Source organism: Flavobacterium gelidicaeli (assembly GCF_013294005.1).
Lineage (GTDB): Bacteria > Bacteroidota > Bacteroidia > Flavobacteriales > Flavobacteriaceae > Flavobacterium.
Window position 1 is genome coordinate 299,991 of record NZ_JABSNK010000003.1, and the last position, 21,832, is coordinate 321,822.

The 21,832-nt window shown below is 33.3% G+C and carries 19 protein-coding genes and 1 pseudogene; 18 read left to right on the plus strand and 2 right to left on the minus strand.

Going from position 1 to position 21,832, the window contains the following annotated elements; genetic code table 11:
- Nucleotides 1-217 precede the first annotated feature (217 nt).
- The 18 genes and pseudogenes from mnmE to HNP99_RS06210 all read left to right on the plus strand — a co-directional run bounded on the left by mnmE (nucleotide 218) and on the right by HNP99_RS06210 (nucleotide 18,521).
- Nucleotides 218-1,618 carry a tRNA uridine-5-carboxymethylaminomethyl(34) synthesis GTPase MnmE gene (gene mnmE / locus HNP99_RS06120; protein ID WP_173852359.1) on the plus strand — a complete coding sequence of 467 codons (1,401 nt, stop codon included), beginning with the start codon at nucleotides 218-220 and terminating at the stop codon, nucleotides 1,616-1,618.
- Nucleotides 1,619-2,082: 464 nt separating this feature from the next.
- Entirely contained in the window at nucleotides 2,083-4,524 is a 2,442-nt protein-coding gene (hsdR, locus tag HNP99_RS06125) for an EcoAI/FtnUII family type I restriction enzme subunit R (protein WP_173852361.1), read from the plus strand.
- A gap of 11 nt (nucleotides 4,525-4,535) precedes the next feature.
- The gene (locus tag HNP99_RS06130) at nucleotides 4,536-4,940 is read left to right on the plus strand and encodes a hypothetical protein (RefSeq protein ID WP_173852363.1); all 405 of its coding nucleotides are present in this window, start codon (nucleotides 4,536-4,538) and stop codon (nucleotides 4,938-4,940) included.
- Nucleotides 4,941-4,961: 21 nt separating this feature from the next.
- A complete protein-coding gene (locus HNP99_RS06135; protein ID WP_173852365.1) occupies nucleotides 4,962-6,398 on the plus strand; it encodes a class I SAM-dependent DNA methyltransferase in 1,437 nt (478 codons plus the stop codon).
- On the plus strand, nucleotides 6,395-7,390 hold the full coding sequence (locus tag HNP99_RS06140; RefSeq protein WP_173852367.1) for a PDDEXK nuclease domain-containing protein: 996 nt from the start codon (nucleotides 6,395-6,397) through the stop codon (nucleotides 7,388-7,390). Before HNP99_RS06135 ends, HNP99_RS06140 begins: the two co-directional genes overlap by 4 nt.
- Nucleotides 7,391-7,438: 48 nt before the next feature.
- Nucleotides 7,439-8,842, plus strand: a complete 1,404-nt coding sequence (locus HNP99_RS06145) for a restriction endonuclease subunit S (protein WP_173852369.1) — start codon at nucleotides 7,439-7,441, stop codon at nucleotides 8,840-8,842.
- An 11-nt stretch (nucleotides 8,843-8,853) separates the two neighbouring features.
- Nucleotides 8,854-9,249, plus strand: a complete 396-nt coding sequence (locus HNP99_RS06150) for a hypothetical protein (RefSeq protein ID WP_173852372.1) — start codon at nucleotides 8,854-8,856, stop codon at nucleotides 9,247-9,249.
- 101 nt (nucleotides 9,250-9,350) lie between these two features.
- A complete protein-coding gene (locus HNP99_RS06155) occupies nucleotides 9,351-9,923 on the plus strand; it encodes a DUF6642 family protein (RefSeq protein WP_173852373.1) in 573 nt (190 codons plus the stop codon).
- Nucleotides 9,924-9,975: 52 nt separating this feature from the next.
- Entirely contained in the window at nucleotides 9,976-10,779 is an 804-nt protein-coding gene (locus HNP99_RS06160; RefSeq protein ID WP_173852375.1) for a PGN_0703 family putative restriction endonuclease, read from the plus strand.
- A gap of 364 nt (nucleotides 10,780-11,143) precedes the next feature.
- Nucleotides 11,144-11,827: a hypothetical protein gene (locus HNP99_RS06165; RefSeq protein ID WP_173852377.1), complete on the plus strand. Its 684-nt coding sequence runs from the start codon at nucleotides 11,144-11,146 to the stop codon at nucleotides 11,825-11,827.
- 1 nt (nucleotide 11,828) lies between these two features.
- Nucleotides 11,829-12,803, plus strand: a complete 975-nt coding sequence (locus HNP99_RS06170; protein WP_173852379.1) for a hypothetical protein — start codon at nucleotides 11,829-11,831, stop codon at nucleotides 12,801-12,803.
- 204 nt (nucleotides 12,804-13,007) lie between these two features.
- The gene (locus tag HNP99_RS06175) at nucleotides 13,008-13,190 is read left to right on the plus strand and encodes a DUF4268 domain-containing protein (RefSeq protein WP_173852381.1); all 183 of its coding nucleotides are present in this window, start codon (nucleotides 13,008-13,010) and stop codon (nucleotides 13,188-13,190) included.
- A gap of 475 nt (nucleotides 13,191-13,665) precedes the next feature.
- Nucleotides 13,666-14,163, plus strand: coding sequence for a helix-turn-helix transcriptional regulator (locus HNP99_RS06185; RefSeq protein ID WP_173852383.1), 498 nt, complete (start codon nucleotides 13,666-13,668; stop codon nucleotides 14,161-14,163).
- A gap of 53 nt (nucleotides 14,164-14,216) precedes the next feature.
- Nucleotides 14,217-14,810, plus strand: a pseudogene (locus HNP99_RS06190) (nucleotidyl transferase AbiEii/AbiGii toxin family protein).
- 12 nt (nucleotides 14,811-14,822) lie between these two features.
- On the plus strand, nucleotides 14,823-15,179 hold the full coding sequence (locus HNP99_RS06195; RefSeq protein ID WP_173852385.1) for a helix-turn-helix domain-containing protein: 357 nt from the start codon (nucleotides 14,823-14,825) through the stop codon (nucleotides 15,177-15,179).
- A 359-nt stretch (nucleotides 15,180-15,538) separates the two neighbouring features.
- Nucleotides 15,539-16,360 (plus strand): SDR family oxidoreductase, encoded by an 822-nt coding sequence (locus HNP99_RS06200; protein ID WP_173852388.1) that lies wholly within the window; start codon nucleotides 15,539-15,541, stop codon nucleotides 16,358-16,360.
- 251 nt (nucleotides 16,361-16,611) lie between these two features.
- Nucleotides 16,612-16,788, plus strand: a complete 177-nt coding sequence (locus HNP99_RS06205) for a histone H1 (RefSeq protein WP_173852390.1) — start codon at nucleotides 16,612-16,614, stop codon at nucleotides 16,786-16,788.
- A 188-nt stretch (nucleotides 16,789-16,976) separates the two neighbouring features.
- Entirely contained in the window at nucleotides 16,977-18,521 is a 1,545-nt protein-coding gene (locus tag HNP99_RS06210; protein ID WP_173852392.1) for an aldehyde dehydrogenase (NADP(+)), read from the plus strand.
- Nucleotides 18,522-18,775: 254 nt separating this feature from the next.
- Here HNP99_RS06210 and HNP99_RS06215 read toward each other — a convergent pair whose 3' ends face one another.
- Both HNP99_RS06215 and HNP99_RS06220 read right to left on the minus strand, forming a co-directional pair.
- A complete protein-coding gene (locus tag HNP99_RS06215) occupies nucleotides 18,776-19,768 on the minus strand; it encodes a phosphatidylinositol-specific phospholipase C (protein WP_217424392.1) in 993 nt (330 codons plus the stop codon).
- Nucleotides 19,769-19,931: 163 nt separating this feature from the next.
- Nucleotides 19,932-21,758, minus strand: a complete 1,827-nt coding sequence (locus tag HNP99_RS06220) for an alkaline phosphatase (RefSeq protein WP_173852394.1) — start codon at nucleotides 21,756-21,758, stop codon at nucleotides 19,932-19,934.
- Nucleotides 21,759-21,832: the final 74 nt, after the last annotated feature.

A 21,832-nucleotide genomic window follows, 5' to 3' on the forward strand; every position in this document is an offset into this window, starting at 1 on the left:
CTTTATAACTATTTTAAGATAAATTAAGGCTTGCCACCAGCTAGAAAAAAGGGTAATATAGTTTGCAGCCATACCCCTTTTTGCTAGCTGCTGTCGGGTCATACGCGTTACTTCGGTAACTTGCTTCTACCCCTCACGCGATCCCTATAAACAATCAACTTAAATCCTTTCCATCACTTCTTTTGTTTTAGTACCTTTGCAACCAATACAATAAAAAATGCTAAACAACGACGCCATAGTAGCACTAGCAACCCCATCAGGAGCTGGAGCTATCGCCATCATAAGAATCTCAGGACAAGAAGCCATTACCATTGGTAATTCGGTTTTTAAATCCATTAAAAATAAAAATTTATTAAATCAAAAAACACATACCCTACACTTAGGGCATATTGTTGATGATGCTAAAACCTTAGACGAAGTTTTAGTTTCAATCTTCAAAGGACCTAATTCCTATACAGGAGAAAATACAATCGAAATTTCCTGTCACGGCTCTACTTACATTCAGCAACAAATCATTCAATTGTTACTTCGCAAAGGTTGTCGAATGGCAGATCCTGGTGAATTTACGTTACGTGCCTTCCTGAACGGAAAACTCGATTTATCACAAGCAGAAGCCGTTGCCGATTTGATTTCGTCAGACAATGAAGCGAGTCACCAAATCGCTATGCAGCAAATGCGTGGTGGATTCTCTAACGAAATTGCCAAACTGCGTGAAGAATTATTGAATTTTGCTTCCCTAATCGAGTTAGAATTAGACTTTGCCGAAGAGGACGTAGAATTTGCCGATAGAACGCAGTTTCACGAATTATTAAACCGAATCGAGTTTGTTTTAAAACGTTTGATCGACTCTTTTGCCGTAGGAAACGTAATTAAAAACGGAATCCCAGTTGCTATTGTAGGCGAACCCAACGTAGGAAAATCGACTTTATTAAACGCTTTATTAAATGAGGAACGTGCTATAGTTTCAGAGATTGCTGGTACTACCCGTGACACAATTGAAGATGAATTAACGATTGGCGGTATCGGTTTTAGATTTATTGACACCGCCGGAATCAGAGAAACCGCAGACGTAGTAGAAAGCATCGGAATCAAGAAAACATTCGAAAAAATAGAGCAAGCACAGGTAGTCATCTTTTTGTTTGATGGTTTAAAGTTTCAAGTTTCAAGTTTGGACTATATTGTCGAAATTGAAAAAGTAAAAAACAAATACCCTCAAAAACCAATTCTGGTTGTGATCAATAAAATGGATTTGTTAGATGAATCCGAATTGAAACGCATCAGCCAAAAACTTGAAACTTTAAACCTGAAACTTTTAAAAATTTCTGCCAAACAAAAGATCGGTATCGACGAACTTAAAAATCAGCTACTCTCTTTTGTAAACACAGGCGCTTTACGAAACAATGAAACAATAATCACTAATACAAGACATTACGACTCGTTACTAAAAGCATTAGACGAAGTAACCAAAGTAAAATACGGATTAGAAACCAACCTTTCTAGCGATCTAATGGCTCTAGATATTCGTGAAGCTTTGTACCATTTTGGGATGATTACCGGTCAAGTTACTAATGATGAGTTGCTAGGGAATATTTTTGCTAACTTTTGTATTGGGAAATAAAAGTACTTTCTTTAAAAAAGAATTTTAGTATCACAATTGCGTTTCATATATATGAAATTATCATACTTAAAATCGGTAAAAATTCATGCAAAACCTTTTTACTACAATCTAGAACTTCTATTTAAATGCAGCATAATCCCTCTCAAGAAAAGTATTTAAACAAAAAAATAAACGATAAGCAAATAAAAAGGCAGTTTATAAAATTTTCCGTTAAAATGCAGAATTAAAATATTTGCAACATCTTTCATTTTTAAAATAAAATGTACTGCTCCCTCTATTTAAACCAGGAATGTAAGTTACTGGTTTATTAGTTTTTAAAACATTACATGATTATACATAATCAAAATCAAACCATCAAAAGAAACTAAAAGAAAGAAAAAACATAGTACTTTGTGGTTTCCCGTATCCGTAACCTTTATTTTTTCAATATCTTAGCGACATGTATTTTTACATATTCGACAAACATGGATAAAAAAAGTTTATCAGAAAGAGACATCTGCACTAAGTTTATTACTCCTGCACTAGTAAGTGCGGGCTGGGATTTACAAAAGCAAATACTTGAAGAAGTGTTTTTTACAGATGGAAAAATCTACGTGAGAGGTAAATTAACCTCTCGTGGAGAACGCAAGCGTGCAGATTATATATTGTATTATCAAGATAATCCTGTCGCGGTAATTGAAGCCAAAGATAACAAACATTCTATACGTTCAGGAATACAACAAGCTTTGAGCTACGCAACTATTCTTGATATTCCTTGTGTTTTTAGCAGTAATGGTGATGGTTTTTTATTCCATGATCGCACAATTACTGACTCTAAAATTGAAACTGAGTTAGCGATAGACGAGTTTCCTTCGCCTGAAGTGCTATGGCAGAAATACAAACAATACAAAGGCATTGTGACGCCAATAGGCGAAACAATAGCTTTACAAAAATACTTTTCAGACGGTTCTGGTAGAAAACCAAGATATTACCAACAAATAGCGATCAATAGAACGGTTGAAGCTATTGCCAATGGTCAAAATAGAATCATTTTGGTTATGGCTACGGGTACGGGAAAAACCTATACCGCATTTCAGATTATTTATCGTTTATGGAAGTCAAGAGCAAAAAAAAGAATTTTATTCCTTGCTGATAGAACTGCTTTAATTGATCAAACTCGAAAAGGTGATTTTAAGCATTTTAAGGATAAAATGACGGTGATCAAGAAGAAATTTATAAGTCACAATAATGGCAAAGAAGAGTTAGTAAGCAATCAAAAACGAGGAATTGATACTTCTGACAAAGCGTATGAAGTATTCTTGGGCTTGTACCAAGGTTTAACCAATAACGAACCAGGGATTGAAGACGCTTACAAAGACTTTTCGCCCGATTTCTTTGATTTAATTGTAATTGATGAGTGCCACAGAGGTAGTTCAAAAGAAGATAGTGCTTGGAGAGAAATTCTAACCTATTTCAACCAAGCCACTCACATTGGTTTGACCGCCACTCCAAAAGAAACAAAAGAAAGCAGTAACACCGAATATTTTGGTGAAGCTGTTTATACCTACACCCTAAAACAAGGGATTGATGATGGCTTTTTAGCGCCGTATAAAGTCATTCGTGTGGCTCTAAACATAGATACCGAAGGCTATCGCCCGGAACAGGGTAAAACAGATAAGGAAGGCAATAATGTTGAAGACCGTATATACAATCGAAAAGATTTTGATCGAACTCTAGTAATTGATGAGCGCACTGATGTAATTGCTCAAAAAGTAACCGAATATCTAAAAGGATTAGACCGTTTTGCCAAAACGATCATTTTTTGTTCCGATATTGACCATGCTGAAAGGATGAGAAATGCTATAGCGAGACACAATGCCGATTTGGTTGCCGAAAATTATAAATACGTGATGCAAATTACGGGCGATAATGAGGAAGGTAAACGGGAATTAGACAACTTTATTAATCCCGAAGAAAAATATCCAGTTATTGCCACTACTTCTGAGTTAATGACTACAGGAGTTGATGCACAAACCTGTAAAGTGATCGTTTTGGATGCTAATATTAATTCGATGACCAAGTTCAAGCAAATTGTGGGGCGTGGAACTCGTATCAATGAAGAGTTCAACAAACTCTATTTTACAATTTTAGATTTTCGAAATGCAACTGATAATTTTGCTGACCCTGCTTTTGATGGTGATCCAATTGTGGTTAAGCCAACAACTGAAGGGACTGATTTAGAAACTATAATTGATGAAGAAGAAATCAATCCTTATCCTATTATTGATGAACTTACAGGTGAAGAAATTATAATCGAAAAACCCGAAATAAGAGAACCTAGTTCAGATGGAGAATATAAAAAACGTGTAAAGCAGTACGTCAATGGTGTAGATGTTTCAGTACTAGTAAGCAGAGAGTTATATTTTGATTCGAATGGTAAACCAATCACTATAAGTTTGAAGGACTATACCAAAAAAATTATTACAGACAAATATGCTTCGCTTGATGATTTTCTATTGACATGGAATGAAGCTGATAAAAAACAGGCTATTATTCAAGAGCTGCAAGAGCAAGGTGTAATGGTGGAAGCTCTATATGCTGCGGTTGATAGAGAAGTAGATTTATTCGATCTAATTTGTCATGTTGCTTATGACCAAAAACCCTTAACCCGTAAGGACAGAGCTAATAACGTCAAAAAACGAAACTACTTCACCAAATACGAAGAACAAGCTCGAAAAGTATTAGAAACCTTATTGGATAAATATGCCGATGAAGGGGTAGAAAATATTGAAAATATTGATGTTTTGCGAGTGAAACCTTTTGATGTTTTTGGGTCTCCAATAGAGATCATTAGTCATTTTGGAAACAAAAAGCACTATCTTGAAGCTATTAGAGATTTAGAAATTGAACTCTATAAAGAAGCCTAAGTATGTGTATTGTGTCAGATAAAATCAAATTTTGTACTTGTGTGACCACTGATGTTGAAAAATTGAAACATTATTGGAAATTATACCGTTTTAATAAGAACAACGGACTTATGTGTATGGGAACACCTATGATTCCCACTGCAATGATCGATTCTAATTTTAAACTTAATAAAACCACTTTACTGAATAGAGTTAATGAAATAGATGCTTTTGATATTCCTTTAGAATTTCAAAATAAAGACCTTCTGGAAATTGTAATTAATAACAATGTAACAGGAATTGATCGATTTACATATAGTTTTACATTCACAAAAGACAAGTGGAAAGCCATTGGCGAAGATCCATTTGAAATAATGAACAATTATGAGGAAGAGCAATCAGGAAAAATAAAATCAGCATTAAAAAGAAATATATAATAAACACCACAATAAACTATAATGAGCAACATTTCAGGAATTTTAAAATCCATCCAAACAATCATGTGGCAAGACACTGGACTAAACGGTGATGCCCAACGCATAGAACAACTAGGCTGGATGCTCTTTCTAAAAATATTTAGTGACAAAGACAAAGAACTCGAGTTGATGGATGATGATTATACCTCACCCATTCCTGATCTTTTTCATTGGGTAAACGAAAAAAACAATTGGGCAGGTGATGACGAAGGCATGACAGGTGACGAATTGCTAGAATTTGTAGACCGCCAACTCTTTCCTGCTTTGCGTAATATAGATGTGAGTACGGGCAACCGTCGTGCGTTGATTGTACGTGAGGTATTTGAGGGGAATAACAATTACATGAAAAGCGGAATCAACATTCGTAAGGTGTTGAATAAACTTAACGAAATCGATTTTAATATTGCCAAAGACCGTCACGCTTTTGGTGAATTGTACGAAGCCATTCTAAAAGGATTGCAAAGTGCGGGTAAAAGTGGGGAATTCTACACTCCAAGAGCCATTACCAGTTTTATTACCGAAATGATTGATCCACAATTGGGCGAAAAAATTCTGGATCCCGCTTGTGGAACGGGTGGGTATTTGACCTGTGCGATTGAACATTTAAAAAAGCAAGCCAACAGCGTTGAAGAACGCAAAAGCATAGCCGATAATGTAATGGGTTGGGAGTACAAACCTTTACCGTATTTATTGGCAACCACCAATTTGATTTTACATGATATGGAAGTGCCCAACATTCGTTTTGGGGATGCACTAGACCAACCGCTGTCTAATTTTACCGAAAAACACCGTGTCAACGCTATATTGGCCAACCCACCTTTTGGAGGAATTGTAGCCAACAATAATGAAACCAACTTTCCACAGAATTTTAGAACTAAAGAAAGTGCCGATTTGTTCCTAATTATGATGATTCATTTATTGAAACAAAATGGTCGTGCAGGAATCGTATTGCCCGATGGTTCGCTTACGGGCGATGGGGTAAAGCAGCGTGTGCGCCAAAAACTATTAGAAGATTGTAACCTACACACCATTATACGTTTGCCAAACTCGGTTTTTCAACCATATGCCACGGTAGCGACCAATTTATTGTTTTTTACCAAAGGAGCGCCTACCAAAGAAGTTTGGTATTACGAACACCGTTTGCCCGAAGGACAAAAAGCCTACAACAAAACCAAACCGATTCAAGCCAAGGAATTCAACCCGATTAAAAAATGGTGGAACAATCGTGAAGAAAGTGATATTGCTTGGAAAGTTGACATACAAACCATTATAGACCGCAACTATGATTTGGACATAAAAAACCCAACCAAAGCTGAGGAAGCACACGAATACAACAGTGCTGAACTAATGGAAATGTTGCATACTTCTTTCGAAAAAAGCAATGCCTTGTTGAATCAATTAAAACAAGCGGTGAAATGATAGAACCACAGTTTTCGGATATTATAACCTTAATAAAAACGGCTCGATACAATGCTTTTAAAGCGGTAAATACCGAGCTTATTAATTTGTACTGGGAAATTGGAAAATACATCACCACCCGAACACAAAACGAAGGTTGGGGAAAAGCCACTGTACAACAACTAGCGCAATTTATCCAAACACAAGAACCCAATTTAAAAGGATTCTCGGATAAAAACTTGTGGCGAATGAAGCAGTTTTACGAAACTTATAATGATTCTCCAAAACTCGCACCACTGGTGAGAGAATTAAGCTGGACTAATAATGTTCTTATTTTCGGCAAAGCCAAATCATCAGAGGAAAGAGAATTTTATTTAAATTTAAGTAAAAGCGAAAATTATACATCAAGAGAACTCGAAAGACAAATTAATAGCTCCTATTTTGAGCGCACCGTATTAAGTAATCAAAAACTCTCAGCACTGCCGAGAGTTTTGCCCAATGAAATAGAAAACATATTCAAGGAAAACTATGTTTTAGAGTTTTTGAACTTACCCGAATTGCATTCTGAGAAAGATTTACAAAAGCAACTTATCTTGCAAATGAAACAGTTTTTGCTCGAATTGGGCAAAGACTTTTTATTTGTAGGCGAAGAGTTTCGTTTGCAAGTAGGCAATAAAGATTATAGAACTGATTTGTTGTTTTACCACCGAAACCTACAATGTTTGGTCGCTTTTGAGTTAAAAACCACCGATTTTGAACCCGAACATTTAGGCAAACTCAATTTTTACCTCGAAGCATTAGACCGTGATGTCAAGAAAGAACACGAAAACCCAAGCATTGGTATTTTACTATGCAAAGGCAAAGACAACGAAGTGGTAGAATATGCCCTAAGCCGAAACCTTTCGCCAACAATGATTAGCGAATACACCATAAAACTACCCAACAAAAAACTATTACAAGACAAACTACACGAATTTTATGAACGCATTGAACAAAGTAAGGATGAAGAATAATTGGAAAAAAAACTTTGTTAAAAAGACAAACCTATTAATTAATTAGTTGTGACAAAAATATATATAGAAGACGTCAAGTTAACTGCAGTTAGAAATAAAATATTTTCTGATTTTGATAATAAAAATAGACTTAATATTTTTGATGTCATAACTCTGTCAAGTGGAGACTTTTTATCAGCTCAAAAAATGATTGCTGGTGATTTTATTGTATATGGAGGTGGCGGATTTACGACGAAAACACATAATAAATTTAATGTTAGTTATGAAACTTTAGGTATTGGTAGAGTTGGTGCAAGATGTGGTTGTGTATTTAAAATAGATTTAAATTCATGGGTTACTGATAATGCTTTGTATGCAACAAAAATAAATGAAGAATTTGATTTAAACTTCCTGATTCATTATTTGAATTACAAGAATATATTACAATATGCAAATACATCTGCTCAGCCAGTTATTAGTTTAAAAAGAATATCTCATATAACAATACCATCGATAAACATCGATTTACAGAGGGAAATTGTTAGAACTCTTAATGAAGTTGAGAATGGAATTATTGAAATTAAAGATGATAAATTTAAAATTAAAGAAACCTTTGAATTAATTAATTCTAAAGAGATGTTAGGCATCGAACTCAGCCACCAACTCGACCTCGTAAAACAACTACGTCAATCTTTTTTGCGTGAAGTCATGCAAGGAAAGTTGGTAAAAAGCACCAATACCAAAGAAACAGGACAACAACTACTTGAAAAAATAAAAGCAGAGAAAGCCCAGCTCATTGCCGAGAAAAAAATCAAGAAAGAAAAACCATTAGCACCAATTACCGAGGATGAAATTCCTTTTGAAATTCCTGAACATTGGGCTTGGTGTAGATTGGGGGAAATAGCATATATAACAAGTGGAAGTACTCCTTCTAAAGATTCTTTTGTTGAAAGGGGGATTCCATATTTGAAAATGTATAATTTAAGAAATCAAAAAATTGATTTCTACTATAAACCACAGTATATAAAAGAGGAAGTTCACAATGGTCAATTAAAAAGATGTCGTGCTTATTCAGGTGATGTTATAATGAATATTGTTGGCCCACCCTTGGGGAAAATTGCAATAATTCCAGATAGCATTCCTGAATGTAATTTTAATCAAGCAGCAGTTTTGATTAGGCCTTTATTCAAAAGTATGAATTTTTTTGTTTTTTGGTATTTGAACGAGATGTCTGAAATAAAAGCAATTGATACTAAAGGTGTAGCGGGTCAGGCAAATATATCAGTAACACAATCTCATAATATGAAAATTCCATTACCACCTCTTCACGAGCAAGAACAAATCGTTGCCAAATTGGAGGAATTAATGGGGTTTTGTGATGGATTGGCGCAAAGTATAAAAGCAAGTCAAGGGTGTAATGAAATGTTATTGCAGCAGGTATTGAGAGAGGCGTTGCAAGGGGACACTAAATAAATAAAAATACAATGGTACGATTTACAACTATTCAAAAAAAGGTGAATTTACCTTATAGATTAAAATATTATTTTGCTTCAAGCAGTGATGAGTTTGGTAAAATTGATTTCGAAAAGAAGCTAGAGACTTTCCGTTCTGTAGTTTCAAATGGATATAGTATCTACGATCTTTCAGAACATTTTCGCAAAAATCATGCTGACCAATACAGTCATGAAGATATGAAAAATGTACTTTGTAGTTACATCTCGTGGATAATCTATAATGATCCAATTCAACCTGTAGTAACTCGATACTACAGAGATGACAATTATGAAACAGTAGCTCAAGAACTAGATAAATTGGTAATTAATCCTATTGATGGAGATGAGTTTATGATTAGGGTAAAAGAAAGATTTGGTATAGCGTGATAATTTAATTTGTAACAATTGTGCAGGTCAAATATTAAATAAATACTTTGGAATGTTTTGAGAGAAGCGTTGTAGGGAAAGGAAACTAATTCAATAGAAATATGATAGCTAAACATTACGACAAACATATATTTTGTCTTGAAGGGGACTGGAATGAAAATTTAAAAGTAAAAAGCTCAATTTTACCTGCTTTAGAACTTTTACAATTAAATTTAGGGGTAGATAGTATTTACAAAACGTGTGCTACAAAAGATGAGTTTTTCTCTAGAATAGAACAGCTACTAAATAATAAAACCAAATATGGAAAATACCAAATTATTTATTTGGCTTTTCATGGATTTAAAGGAGGTATATCCTTGGGTGATAACATTGAAATTACTTTAGATGAATTAGCTGAGCAATTCGAAGGAAGGTTAGATAATAAGATGATTCATTTTGGGAGTTGCAGTACATTAAGTGCCCATGAAGATGATATTTATAATTTTTTAGAAAAAACAGCTGCTTTGTCAATTTCAGGGTATCAAAAAGATATTGCGTTTATCTCAAGTACAGTTGTTGATTTATTATTCTTCGAATTATGTCAAAAGTACAAACCAATGAGAGTTATTGATAATAATATGACTAAAAATTATGAAAGCTTGTGTCAACAACTAGAATTTAAAATGTATTACTAAAATTAGAGAAGTTTTAAATGAATGTACTGATAACGAACTAAAAAGAGAAAATATGAAATACGAAGATCAATTAAAACAAGTCCTAATCAAATTGGGAGATGATTATGGAAATAGCAATTTTGGTGTTAATTATGCTCACCCTGCTGAACTTAAAAGGAGCTCATTGATTTTTAATTATGTTGTATCTAGTTTTCAAAAACAAAGTTGGGATGTAATTAGTAAGAATAAAAACTATTTACTCAGAACTAAAAAGACTCATCAGAATACTCAAACAAATAATTCAACTGTATCAGAAATGCAGTCAACCAATAGTTCAGATGCTCTTGCAATGAATATATTCTGTTATCCCGAATTTACCAAGTGGAAAGGGACAAAGAAACTTTTTAGAGTTGATGAATTCTCAGATATAGAATTTGGATTTTTAGCAAAAGTACAAAAAACAATTAATGGCAAACCTTGCGATGATGCAACGGAAGTAGATGTCTTTTTCAATAAATGTATTGTTGAGTGCAAACTGACAGAATCAGACTTTACCTCAAAAAATAAAGAAATAGTTAATCAATATTCAGATTTCGAAAAAACTTTTCATACTGACAAACTAGTTCAAAGCGATACAGAGTTTTTTAATTATCAATTAATTAGAAATATTCTAGCAGCGAAACAATATGACGGTAGGTTCATATTAATTTGCGATATGCGTAGACCTGATTTAGCTAAAAGTTTCTTTCAAACGGTAAACTGTATTAAAGATATTGATCTAAGAACTAAATGTGAAATTATCTATTGGCAAGATATTGCCAAAGTTGTTGGTAGTGAATTACAAAGCTTTTTAAATGAGAAGTATGGGATTAGCTAATTGTCATTAAAAGTGACTCATTTCTTTGTAATGATTTAAATTATCCTATTTAAAAAAGTCAGGGATATAATAAAATGTTATTGCAGCAGGTTTTGAGAGGCGTTGCAGAAAAGGAAATTAACTAAACATACATTACCATATATTGGTTCTGTTCCGCATCCATCCGCAAGTTCATGGTTGAATAAGCCATCTAAAAAGTATGGAACAAAAGAAATTCCAACAGCAACAAGGAGGGAGAAGTTTGAAAGGATTGTTAAAATTAAAGAATCGGTTAACGAATAAAAATATTAGTTTGATGTTGCTTGAAAAATTGAACAACTTAAACTAATTTGTAAAATAAAATATAAATTATAATTGAAATAAAATGAAAAATGCTTACCTACTAAGTTCCATGTTATTAATTTTAATTTCCTGCGGAAAAGAAGAAAAAGAAGAAAAACCAGCTGTAAAAGGAAATGTTGAAGTTAAGTCTGTGAAAAATAAAAAAGAAAAGAAGTCTTATATATCGCAAAAATGGAAAAAAACTAAAGAAGTTTTTAGTGAAAGTGATTCTGTAATACAAGTTAGGAAGGAGAAGTATTTTACTGACTTAAACACAAAGTATTCAGACTATAAATTAGCCGAAAAGTGGTTTTCATCAAATCCACATGAGTTAATGAAAAAAAAAGGAGATTTTTATAAAATGATCAAGAGTGAAATAGACAATAATAATACAATTGAACATGTAGATTTATCACATAAAAGTTCTTTAAATTCCTATAAATATCTTTTTGTGACAGAAGATGAATATTTAATTTATGATTTAAAAATTGAAAATAATAGATGCAATTACGTAGGTGTTCGACGAATTAAAAAAGGATTTAGAAAAGAACCCGTGCATGATTTAATTTTTGATAAAAATGGAAATTTAGGTAAAGAAATTTATCAAGGAGAAGTGAAGCAGGATATGTTTACTAAAGATGGTCATCTGTTTTTTGAATTTGAAAAAGACAGTAAAGGACAAAATGTAAAAAACACGATAGATTTAGGAATAGAAAGAAATTTTTAATATGAAATATATAGCCTTAATTTTAACTACTATTTTAATGGTGGGATGTAATAGTAAAAAAGAAGATACTTTGGATACGATAGGTAGCTCTTTTGTTGTCAATGTTGTAGATAAAGACGCTCCTCTTTCTAATAACACTTATTCTAATGAAGCTATTGAGATTTTAGAAAAACACAAGACTAAATTGAAATCTATTTTGCCTCAAATACTTGCAAGTGAAGTGGATATTTATAAAAACACCTTAATTGAAATCGAAAAGATTCCAGCATTGACATATACATTGGCAGAAGCTAATTTATTAAATGATAAAGTTCGTAGAGAAGCTGGTGTTACTTTGGTTGAGAAGGAAATAGAGCTTAATCAAACTTATTTTGAATTATTTAATGAACTTTCAATTTTGAATTTGAAATATAATTCTTTAGCAAAGGATGAGTTTGATGATTTCTATGATGCAGGTCCAATAGTATTATCAGATGAAATAATGATTAAAATTGATGAATTAGTAAAAGATGAGGATACAAGGATTGAATTAGAAAAGGCAAATAATAGAAATGAAATGGCTTTTTCAGCGCTTCTGATTATACCAGGTACAAGTACTTGCAAAGGAATTTTGGGAGGTCTAACTCAAGCAGCTCAACATTACAAATCAGGAAAAATACTTGCTGAAAAAACTTCGTATATAGCTAAAGGCAGTTATATGTTAATGAATAAACAAGTCGCAAGCTTTATAGCTAAGACGTTTAAAAATGATAAAATAAGGACAAAGGTTGCACAGGTAGGATATGTAGGAGGTGTGGCGAGTGTAGGTAAAAAAGGTTTGACTTACATATCTCCAGAAGAGTCTAACATATTATTTAAAGTCATAGAAAATAAAATAGGAGGTAGAATAGGTGATTTTTCGGATGGAATTCTTGCTGTTCATATGCAACGTGTTAGGGATTTAATTAAAAAAAATGCAGTTAAAGTTAAAGGGTAATTAAGTTTTTAAAATTAGCTAGAGTATCTTAAATAAAAACAAAGCCACTACCAAAAATCTGAAAGCCAACGAACTACAGGTAAATAACTTTTTACAAGCTCCTAACGTACAATTTGTGATTCCTGTATACCAGCGTAATTACGACTGTAAAAATTCAGAATGTAATAAATTATTACACGATATTATAGGGGTCAAAACAAATAAATGTTTGGTCAAGAAGTAGAATGGGAAGAGCTACCTGAAAATAAAATGAGTAGAGTAAAAATTGAAAAGCAAGGCGTAAATTTATTTAGGCAGACTGATTGGCTAGAAATGAATGAATTTATAATTAGTATGCTACCTAAATTTGAAAACGCGTTAAGTCCATTTCTAAAGAATATAAAATAACATTCCAAAATATATTATTAATTGTTATTTTTAATTAGCTCTAGCAATTTTAAAATAATATTTTAATCAAAAACAGCTATTCTACTTTCCAACAACTCCAAATAATTCTCTTTCATTTCCATTAGAGAGAAAAGAAATTTCAAGCAGCTCCTTCCATTTAGGTGTTGCTTTTTTCATTTGATCTAAATTGTAGCTACTATTTTTTCGTTGGGTTGTAATCTTTCTTTGGCATAATATTCTATGAAATCAGTTGCTTTGAAATTGCTCTTTTTCCTTTTAATGTTAATACAATTTCTTAATCAGGATTTTTAATCGTTATAGTAGAATTTATATAATCATAAATAGGTGCTAGGGTTGTTTTTCCATTATTGGTGATTAACAAGAAGTTTTTCAAATGCATGTCTATATATAAGATGACTAGAGATAATTACCACCGCATTATTTTAATGTAAACAAAATTGTTTATATTTGTACTATGAATACATTAATAGAAAAATACAAAGGCATACACCCTGGAATAATATTGGAACGCTTACTGAACAAAAAAGCGATTTCACAACGTCCTTTTGCCCTTTCTATTGGAGAACATCCACAAACCTTAAATACTATAACAAAAGGCAAAAGAAGGCTTAATACTGCTTTAGCATTGAAAATTGAGGAGAAATTAAACTTAGAAGAAGGCTCGCTTGCTTTACTACAAACGTATTATGACATTAAAGAAGAGAAGAGGAAATCAAAACAAAGCACGCCTGATTTATCTCTTTTAAGAAAATCATTATTTTGGGATACTGATATTTCTAAAATAGATTGGCAAAAACAAAGAGAAGCGGTAATTAGACGAATATTTGAACGTGGTAATGATATCGAAAAAGAAGAAATTAAACACTTCTATAAAAGTGCCATCGTTAAAAGTACACTTGCAAATAGTAGTCGTAAACCTTACACCATTTACAGCAATAAAGAAAACGCATAATGTTATACTACGCTACTGTAAATGATTTACTGAAAAATAGTTTATTACAATTAATGCAATCTGAAATTTTTAATGATTTTAGACTTGTAGGAGGTACTGCATTGAGTTTACAAATAGGTCACAGAGAATCTATCGATATTGATTTGTTTAGTGATGCCGACTATGGAACATTAGATTTTGGAAGCATCGAGAACTATCTAAAATAAAATTTTAAATTTGTTGATTATATAGATACAATTCCAGCAATGGGAAAGTCTTATTTTATTGGAGAAGACAAAGAAAACACGATAAAATTAGACCTATATTACACAGATAGTTATATACAACCTTATATCGAAGTAGACGGAGTCAGAATGGCAACTATTGAAGAAATTATTGCAATGAAAATAGATGTTGTGCAACGAGGGGGGAGAAAAAAAGACTTTTGGGATCTACATGATTTGCTTCAATTATACAATATCAGCCAAATGTTAGATTTACATAAGCAAAGATATTCTTATACTCATGACAGAGATTTAATAATTCAAAACTTCACTTCCTTCGATCAAGCTGATGAAGATTTTAATCCAATTTGTTCTAAAGGAAAATATTGGGAATTTATAAAGGAAGATTTTGAAGAGGTAATTCTAAAATTTAAAAAATTATAGCATTAAAAAAAAATGAACTGGAAAGTAATTAAAACCGAAGCTGAACATAAAATAGCTGTAAAGCGTGCAATGGAAATATTTCACGCAGAACCCGACACTCCCGAAGATGACGAGCTGGGTGTTTTACTTATTTTGATAAAAGATTTTGAAGATAAAAATTATCCTATGCCTGAACTGGATGCTTTAGAAGTCAGCAAAATAAAAATGGAAGAAATGGGTATAAAAAACAAAGATTTAGAACCTATCATTGGGAGTAAAGGACACGTCTCAGCAATATTGTCTGGCAAGCGTGAAATCACTTTAAAAATGGCTCAAAAGCTTAAAAATTTTTTTGGTATTCCAGCGAACGTCTTCTTGCATGGTGCATAAATTCGTTTTATGCTTGCACTAATCGCATTTATAAACTAAACAACTATAGACTATAAGTCCATAGATTTGGTTTGGCACCCTGATAGTCTGCATGATTGGATTTCAGAAAAAATTAAAATTAGCCATAGATTAAATTGATTTTTAAGGTTAAATACTTTTAATCGTATTGATCTGTAGCTAAAATTTTGAGAAGAAAAAACAAGATGCATTTTATACTAATAGTTTTAAACTCTATTTGAGACCTCTAATTCTCATACACTCCATATATAATATTATAACTATTGTAAAAAGTAGCATAACCCATTCCCTTATTAAGAACCTTAATTTTACTGTACTAAAATAATTTTAATACAAGCAAAATGAAGAAGCAAACAATATTTATCACAGGAGCAGGATCAGGATTAGGGAAAGGAACAGCAATAGGACTAGCACAACAAGGGCACAAAGTAATTGCTGCCGTGCATACATGGGAACAAATGTCTCGATTTAAAGAAGAATTAGCAGACACCGATTATAAAGAACAAATTGAATTGATAAAAATAGACATCTTAGATCCTATTGACCGTAAAAGAGCGTGGCAATACGATATTGATATTCTAGTAAACAATGCTGGTAGAGCCGAAACCGGACCTATGGCAGAGATTCCAGTAAATTATCTTAGAGAAGTAATGGAGGTCAACACCTTTGGAACACTTGAATTCTCACAGCCTTTTATTAAAAAAATGGTTGAAAAGAAAAAAGGGAAAGTTATTTTTCTTTCATCGATTGCTGGATTAGTGACTAATCCGTTTTTAGGAGCTTATAACGCATCAAAGCACGCGCTTGAGGCCGTTGTTCAATGTTTACGTGATGAGTTACAACCTTTTGGAGTGACGGTAGCGACTATCAATCCAGGGCCATTCGAAACTGGTTTTAACGATCGCGCTTATGATTCTTACAAACAATGGTTTGATGAAGACGTACACTTTACTCCTAAAAAAGATATTGAGAAAGCAGCGGAACAAATGGGTAAAAAGCAACTTGATCCCCAAATAATGATTGATAAAATGGTTGAAATCATTCCGCAAGAAAATCACAATTTTAGAACCATACACACTGAAGAATTTGTAGCAATGTGTAAGGAATATCAAGACCGTCAATACGATATTCAAACAAACCAAATTGACCCATCTAAGCAATAAAATCACTTAAAAAATTAAGTAATACGCGTCGCTTTTCTACTTTTGTTGGTGGAATAATTCCTTTTTTATCAAAAGAAATACAATAAAAACGGCTTTTTTTTTCAAACCGAAATTCAATTAAACAGTCCAAACCTCGTTTTTGCCCAGTAAATGAGGAAAAAAAGTCCGTTTTGAAATATTTTTAACATAATATTGCTAGGCTATCCACCGCAAAATTCTATTTTTGCGACCTTAACTATAATATAACAATCATGAAAGAATTAGTAGCAAAGATTAACGCTGAATTTGAAACATTTACTGCAGAAACAGAATCTCTAATTGATAAAGGAGTTAAAGCTGCTGGTGCAAGAGCACGTAAGTCAACTTTAGAAATGGAAAAAATGTTAAAAGAATTTAGAAAGCTTTCTATCGAAGAGTCTAAAAAATAATAGCTTATTATTACAAAAGTCCTTAGTTCACCCTAAGGACTTTTTTTATGCCTATAAATTACCGCTTCCCTCCTATTTATCATGAAAACGATAATCCCATAATCTCAAATACTTTAAGGATTATGCCTCGTTTTATTTAAATATGTTTATTTTTGGTAAACCAATTTGGAAAACCAAAAATATACTATATGATTTCTAAAGATACCTTTCAAGCCATAAACCCAGTAGACAACACAATTTTAGCGGACACATTTGCTAATGCTACACCAAAAGAAATTGATGAAGTTGTTGAAAAAGCTACCAATGCTTTTACTGCTTATCGCAAAAAAACTAATGCTGAAAAAGCCCATTTTTTAGAACAAATAGGAATTGAAATTGCTAATTTAGGTGACGCGCTTATCAACCGTTGTCATTTAGAAACAGCTTTGCCCATAGCGCGTCTACTGGGAGAACGAGGCCGAACGATCAATCAACTGAATTTGTTTGCAAGTTACTTACGCGAGGGTTCCTGGGTTGATGCCCGCATAGATACCGCTATTCCTGACCGAGCGCCACTACCTAGACCTGATATTAGACATATTTTAATTCCGCTAGGGCCTGTGGCAGTTTTTGGAGCTAGTAATTTTCCGTTAGCTTTTTCTACTGCTGGTGGTGACACTGCATCAGCCCTTGCGGCAGGCTGTCCTGTTATTGTAAAAGCGCATGAAGCGCATCCTGGAACATCACAAATGGTGGCTAATGCAATTTACAAAGCCATAAAAACTTGTAATATGCCCGAAGGGACTTTTGCATTAATTCAAGGAAATTCAAAGAAAATAGGTGCTGCTTTAGTACAGCATTCCGGAATAAAAGCGGTAGGTTTTACGGGATCATTTGCTGGTGGTAAAGCCTTGTTTGATTATGCAAATGCCCGCCCAGAGCCCATTCCTGTCTTTGCCGAAATGGGAAGCACCAATCCCGTTTTTATATTGCCAGAAATGCTTAAAAACGACGCCGCTGTAATTGCCGCTGGTTTAGCACAATCGATCACCATGGGTGTAGGCCAATTTTGTACTAATCCTGGTCTTGTTTTCCTTCATGAGAATATAGATAATATCCCTTTTTATGAGGAATTACAAGCTAAATTCAGTGTGATAGCAGCTGGAACAATGTTAACTCCAAGTATCAAGAAAATGTATGATAAGGGCGCATTAGAGACGCAAGAAACGAACCAAATTGAAATGCTTGCTAAAGGAGAAACGAGTACGCTTATAAATAATGCCACTGCCCAATTATTCAAAACAACAAGTCAGCATTTTAATGCAAATCCATCTCTAGCTGAGGAAAACTTTGGTCCGTCGAGTATTATTGTTGAAGCCAGTTCTAAAGAAGCAATTTTAAAACATGCCAGCGACTTACAAGGTCATTTAACGGCGACCGTTTTTGGAACATCAAATGATCTTTTGGCTTACAAAGAACTTTTTGATATATTAGAGTTAAAAGTAGGCCGAATCCTTATCAACAACTACCCTACTGGTGTTGAGGTTTGCCACGCAATGGTACACGGAGGCCCATTTCCTGCTACAACAGCACCTAATTCTACCTCAGTAGGAACAGGCGCTATAGAGCGATTTGTACGTCCGGTTTGCTATCAAAACTATCCGGAAGCTTTATTGCCTGATGCTTTAAAAAATGCCAATCCATTACATATTTTCAGGTTGGTAAATGGCGAAATCACAACTGCAAAATGCTAAAATAATAAGGCTGTCCGGGCTGGCTATTCACTACAAGTCCGCAGGAACCAGTCTATAAAACTAAAACCCCAAAATGAGCTTCCTACGGTCGCTATTTTGGGGTTTGTTTTATAAAAAGACTGTTACCTTTGCGGGCTTTCCGTTGCTATCCTTGACAGTAATACGTTTTTTTAAGAACTTTATTTCTTGTAAGGACGGTACCATTTATTTCACCATTTAAAAAAAAGTAGCAAGAATTAGGTTAAAGTAGTACTTTAATTAAAATTTGTTTTAATCATTAAATCATTGGTAGTTGCATCAGTAAAATCTATAATTACAATCCCAAAATGACCTTTAATATTAGTCGTAAAATAATTCTTAACTTTTGGGTTTATAGTGTTTGAAACTGTTGGAATACTCGGAATTCCAAAAAGACCTGATTTGTAACCGCTGCTATAGTTTAAATACAATTTAGCATCATTACCTAGTTTTGCTTCATTTGCTAAATCAGTAATAGCAGTCCATTTTGCATTATTATCAGCTACTTTGTACACATCTTGTACTTTAATAGCCTGTGTAGCATTAATTTCAAAAACGGTATTATCTGTCCAGTTTGTAGCATCAATACCTTTAGTATTAACAGCAGCAAAACGTCTTAACAATACAATTTTTCCTTTTACTGATTTTAGAGTTGGAATTGTATTTCCTAATGAAAACAGTTCTGGAAACTGTTGCACATAAGAATCAAAAGTAGCCTCATACGTACGGTTATTTCCTGATGCTGTATGCTCCTCTTTTAAAGACATGATAATAGTCTCTGATGGATTTTGCGCTAAGAAACTTTTACAACTGTTCAATACATTAGTGAAATTTATTTTTTGGTATACTACTCCGTGATGAATTTCAAAAGTATTATTGTAATGACGCCCACGAATATCCAGGTAACGAACACCCGCCTTTAATTGATCGTCAATAGATAAGTTTTGACATTTTGCTGTGCCAGAAAAAGTTTCATAACGAGCCCCTGAATCGTGTGTTCCTGGAATGGTGAAAGCAGTTAATTTTTGGTTTTCTTCTAAGGCTCCCATCCAGTTTGATAAAGTGTAGGAAGCTGCTTTAGCCGTTAGCAATTTACTTTGTGGGACACTAACCTTAGTTTCCTGAATACTTGCATTTACAGTGCCTTCAATAGAAGGTGCAGAACAAGAAACTAAAAATGTAGCTGCAATAAACATTTTTAGACCGAATTTTAAAACATGATTTTTCATAAAATATGATTTGAGTTTATACTACTACTATGTCTCAAAAATCAGTTTTAAGTTGGGTAATAAGCATTTAACAAATAGTTAAGTAATTGTAAATCAATATAAAAAAAAGCTGTTCTACTTTTTAAAAGTAAAACAGCTGTTACTAATAAACAAAAAAAAACTTTTATTTTTGGAGCAAAATAGATTGTATTTTATCAAAAATAGCGGTGTTTTGATAGGCGCCTTTAAAAATTTCAGCACCTGGGCCATAAGCAAAAACAGGAACTGCGACAGCAGTATGATCATTGGTACTAAAATCACCATGAACATATCCTTTTTCAATACTACCGTCAATTAATGATAAACCGCCTGTTTCGTGATCAGCAGTAACGATTAGCAAAGTTTCTTTATTATTGTCAACATATTCCATGGCTAAACCTACTAATTGATCAAAATCTAAAAGCTCGCGCACCACATAATCCAATTCATTTTTATGTCCTCCATAATCAATTTGAGCTCCTTCTTCCACTATAAAAAATGGTTTTTTAGATCTGGAAAAAGTCTTAATTGTTTTTGTAAAAGCTTTAGATAAAAAATCCCCTCTTCCTTCTTTTTTAGAAACAACAGCTTCATTATCGACTAGTACAAACTTGCTGTTCTCAATGGTATCTAGCATGCTAAATTTATCCGAGAAGGTATATCCTTTTTCTTGTAGTTGTATGCCTAAGTTTTTGCCATCTTTTCTATGTATAAATTCGCCAGTGCCTCCTCCTATTAAAATATCTGCAGGATAACTTAAAAAATCCAAAGCAATGGCTTCATTAAAACTTCGATCGCTTTGTTTTGCAAAAAATGCTGCTGGAGTGGCGTCGGTGACATTTCCTGAAGAAATTAGGGCCGTTTGAAAATTGTTTTTAGTTAATTTTTGTATGATGGATACTAGAGGTTTTCCAGTTTCATCAACACCTATAAAGCGGTTGTTAGTTTTATGTCCAGTTGCCATAGCTGTAGCTGCCGCAGCCGAATCTGTGATATAACTATCGGAGGCATTGGTAATCGAAAATCCTTGCACTGGCATGTTGAACATATTCAATTGTCCTTTATTTGCAGTGTAACCAGCATAAATTTGGGTTAATCCCATTCCGTCACCTATCAACAATATAATATTTTTAGGCTTTTTAACTTTGGCGAAAGCCAAAGAATTTTCAGGAATATAAGCGGTATGAAATTCAGTGTTTTGAAAGTAATTTCTTTTTAAATCATCTATGAATTGTGCTAACTTAGTCGTATTGTCTGTGGCGATATAATCTACGTCTAAATTCATTAAAGCAATCCAAGTATTCACATTATCTTGCGTTGACCAAAATCTAATTTTTTTATGTTGCTCGTGCACTTTGGCAATAATGGTTCTTATTTTATTAGCATCCACTTCAGTTAAAACACCTTTGCCGTTCCATTGCGTGTGGTTTTTTAAGTCTTCACTAATCATTTCAATTCGTGCCAATTGCTCTGTAGTATAAGCTTCATTTATTCGTCCGTCAAACGAAATATAAGAAGGATAATTTTTCCATAAAGATGGATCTGGTCTGTTCCCTGAAATTATGATTTTTAGTGCTTTGTTTTCAACAATTTCAGGGTAATTAATTAATTGTTGAACGATCAGTTGTAAAGTAGCAACTGCATCCGACTTTACATCAATCATCAAAATTAAGTCTTTATTGTTTGGGTACACTTTACCCTGCAAAGCTTTTATTTTATTGGTAAGCGGTTCTAAATATTGTTTCTTTAAGGTGTTATTTGGATTACTATCTGCTACTGTATGTGCTACAAATAAATCGTTATTTACTAGAAATACATCGGCTTCTATGACTCCTACTTCATTACTATAGGCAGCTGTAAAAGGAAGTGCGTTAGCGTAATCATTGTGTGAATGGATGTTTGAAGAGGTGTACTCTTGAACTTGCGCAAACAAGAAAACAGGGAAACATATTAGGATAATTATTTTTTTCATTAGAATATTGTTTGTGTATTAATTATGTTGCTATAAGTGTAAATAGTACTACTGTTTAATAACAAAACCAGCCT

What these genes read in the sequence shown, in the direction of transcription:
- mnmE (WP_173852359.1), top strand. Translation starts at nt 218, where the DNA reads ATGCTAAACAACGACGCCATAGTAGCACTAGCAACCCCATCAGGAGCT.
- hsdR (WP_173852361.1), top strand. Translation starts at nt 2,083, where the DNA reads ATGGATAAAAAAAGTTTATCAGAAAGAGACATCTGCACTAAGTTTATT.
- HNP99_RS06135 (WP_173852365.1), top strand. Translation starts at nt 4,962, where the DNA reads ATGAGCAACATTTCAGGAATTTTAAAATCCATCCAAACAATCATGTGG.
- HNP99_RS06140 (WP_173852367.1), top strand. Translation starts at nt 6,395, where the DNA reads ATGATAGAACCACAGTTTTCGGATATTATAACCTTAATAAAAACGGCT.
- HNP99_RS06150 (WP_173852372.1), top strand. Translation starts at nt 8,854, where the DNA reads ATGGTACGATTTACAACTATTCAAAAAAAGGTGAATTTACCTTATAGA.
- HNP99_RS06155 (WP_173852373.1), top strand. Translation starts at nt 9,351, where the DNA reads ATGATAGCTAAACATTACGACAAACATATATTTTGTCTTGAAGGGGAC.
- HNP99_RS06160 (WP_173852375.1), top strand. Translation starts at nt 9,976, where the DNA reads ATGAAATACGAAGATCAATTAAAACAAGTCCTAATCAAATTGGGAGAT.
- HNP99_RS06165 (WP_173852377.1), top strand. Translation starts at nt 11,144, where the DNA reads ATGAAAAATGCTTACCTACTAAGTTCCATGTTATTAATTTTAATTTCC.
- HNP99_RS06170 (WP_173852379.1), top strand. Translation starts at nt 11,829, where the DNA reads ATGAAATATATAGCCTTAATTTTAACTACTATTTTAATGGTGGGATGT.
- HNP99_RS06175 (WP_173852381.1), top strand. Translation starts at nt 13,008, where the DNA reads ATGTTTGGTCAAGAAGTAGAATGGGAAGAGCTACCTGAAAATAAAATG.
- HNP99_RS06185 (WP_173852383.1), top strand. Translation starts at nt 13,666, where the DNA reads ATGAATACATTAATAGAAAAATACAAAGGCATACACCCTGGAATAATA.
- HNP99_RS06195 (WP_173852385.1), top strand. Translation starts at nt 14,823, where the DNA reads ATGAACTGGAAAGTAATTAAAACCGAAGCTGAACATAAAATAGCTGTA.
- HNP99_RS06200 (WP_173852388.1), top strand. Translation starts at nt 15,539, where the DNA reads ATGAAGAAGCAAACAATATTTATCACAGGAGCAGGATCAGGATTAGGG.
- HNP99_RS06205 (WP_173852390.1), top strand. Translation starts at nt 16,612, where the DNA reads ATGAAAGAATTAGTAGCAAAGATTAACGCTGAATTTGAAACATTTACT.
- HNP99_RS06210 (WP_173852392.1), top strand. Translation starts at nt 16,977, where the DNA reads ATGATTTCTAAAGATACCTTTCAAGCCATAAACCCAGTAGACAACACA.
- HNP99_RS06215 (WP_217424392.1), bottom strand. Translation starts at nt 19,768, where the DNA reads ATGAAAAATCATGTTTTAAAATTCGGTCTAAAAATGTTTATTGCAGCT.
- HNP99_RS06220 (WP_173852394.1), bottom strand. Translation starts at nt 21,758, where the DNA reads ATGAAAAAAATAATTATCCTAATATGTTTCCCTGTTTTCTTGTTTGCG.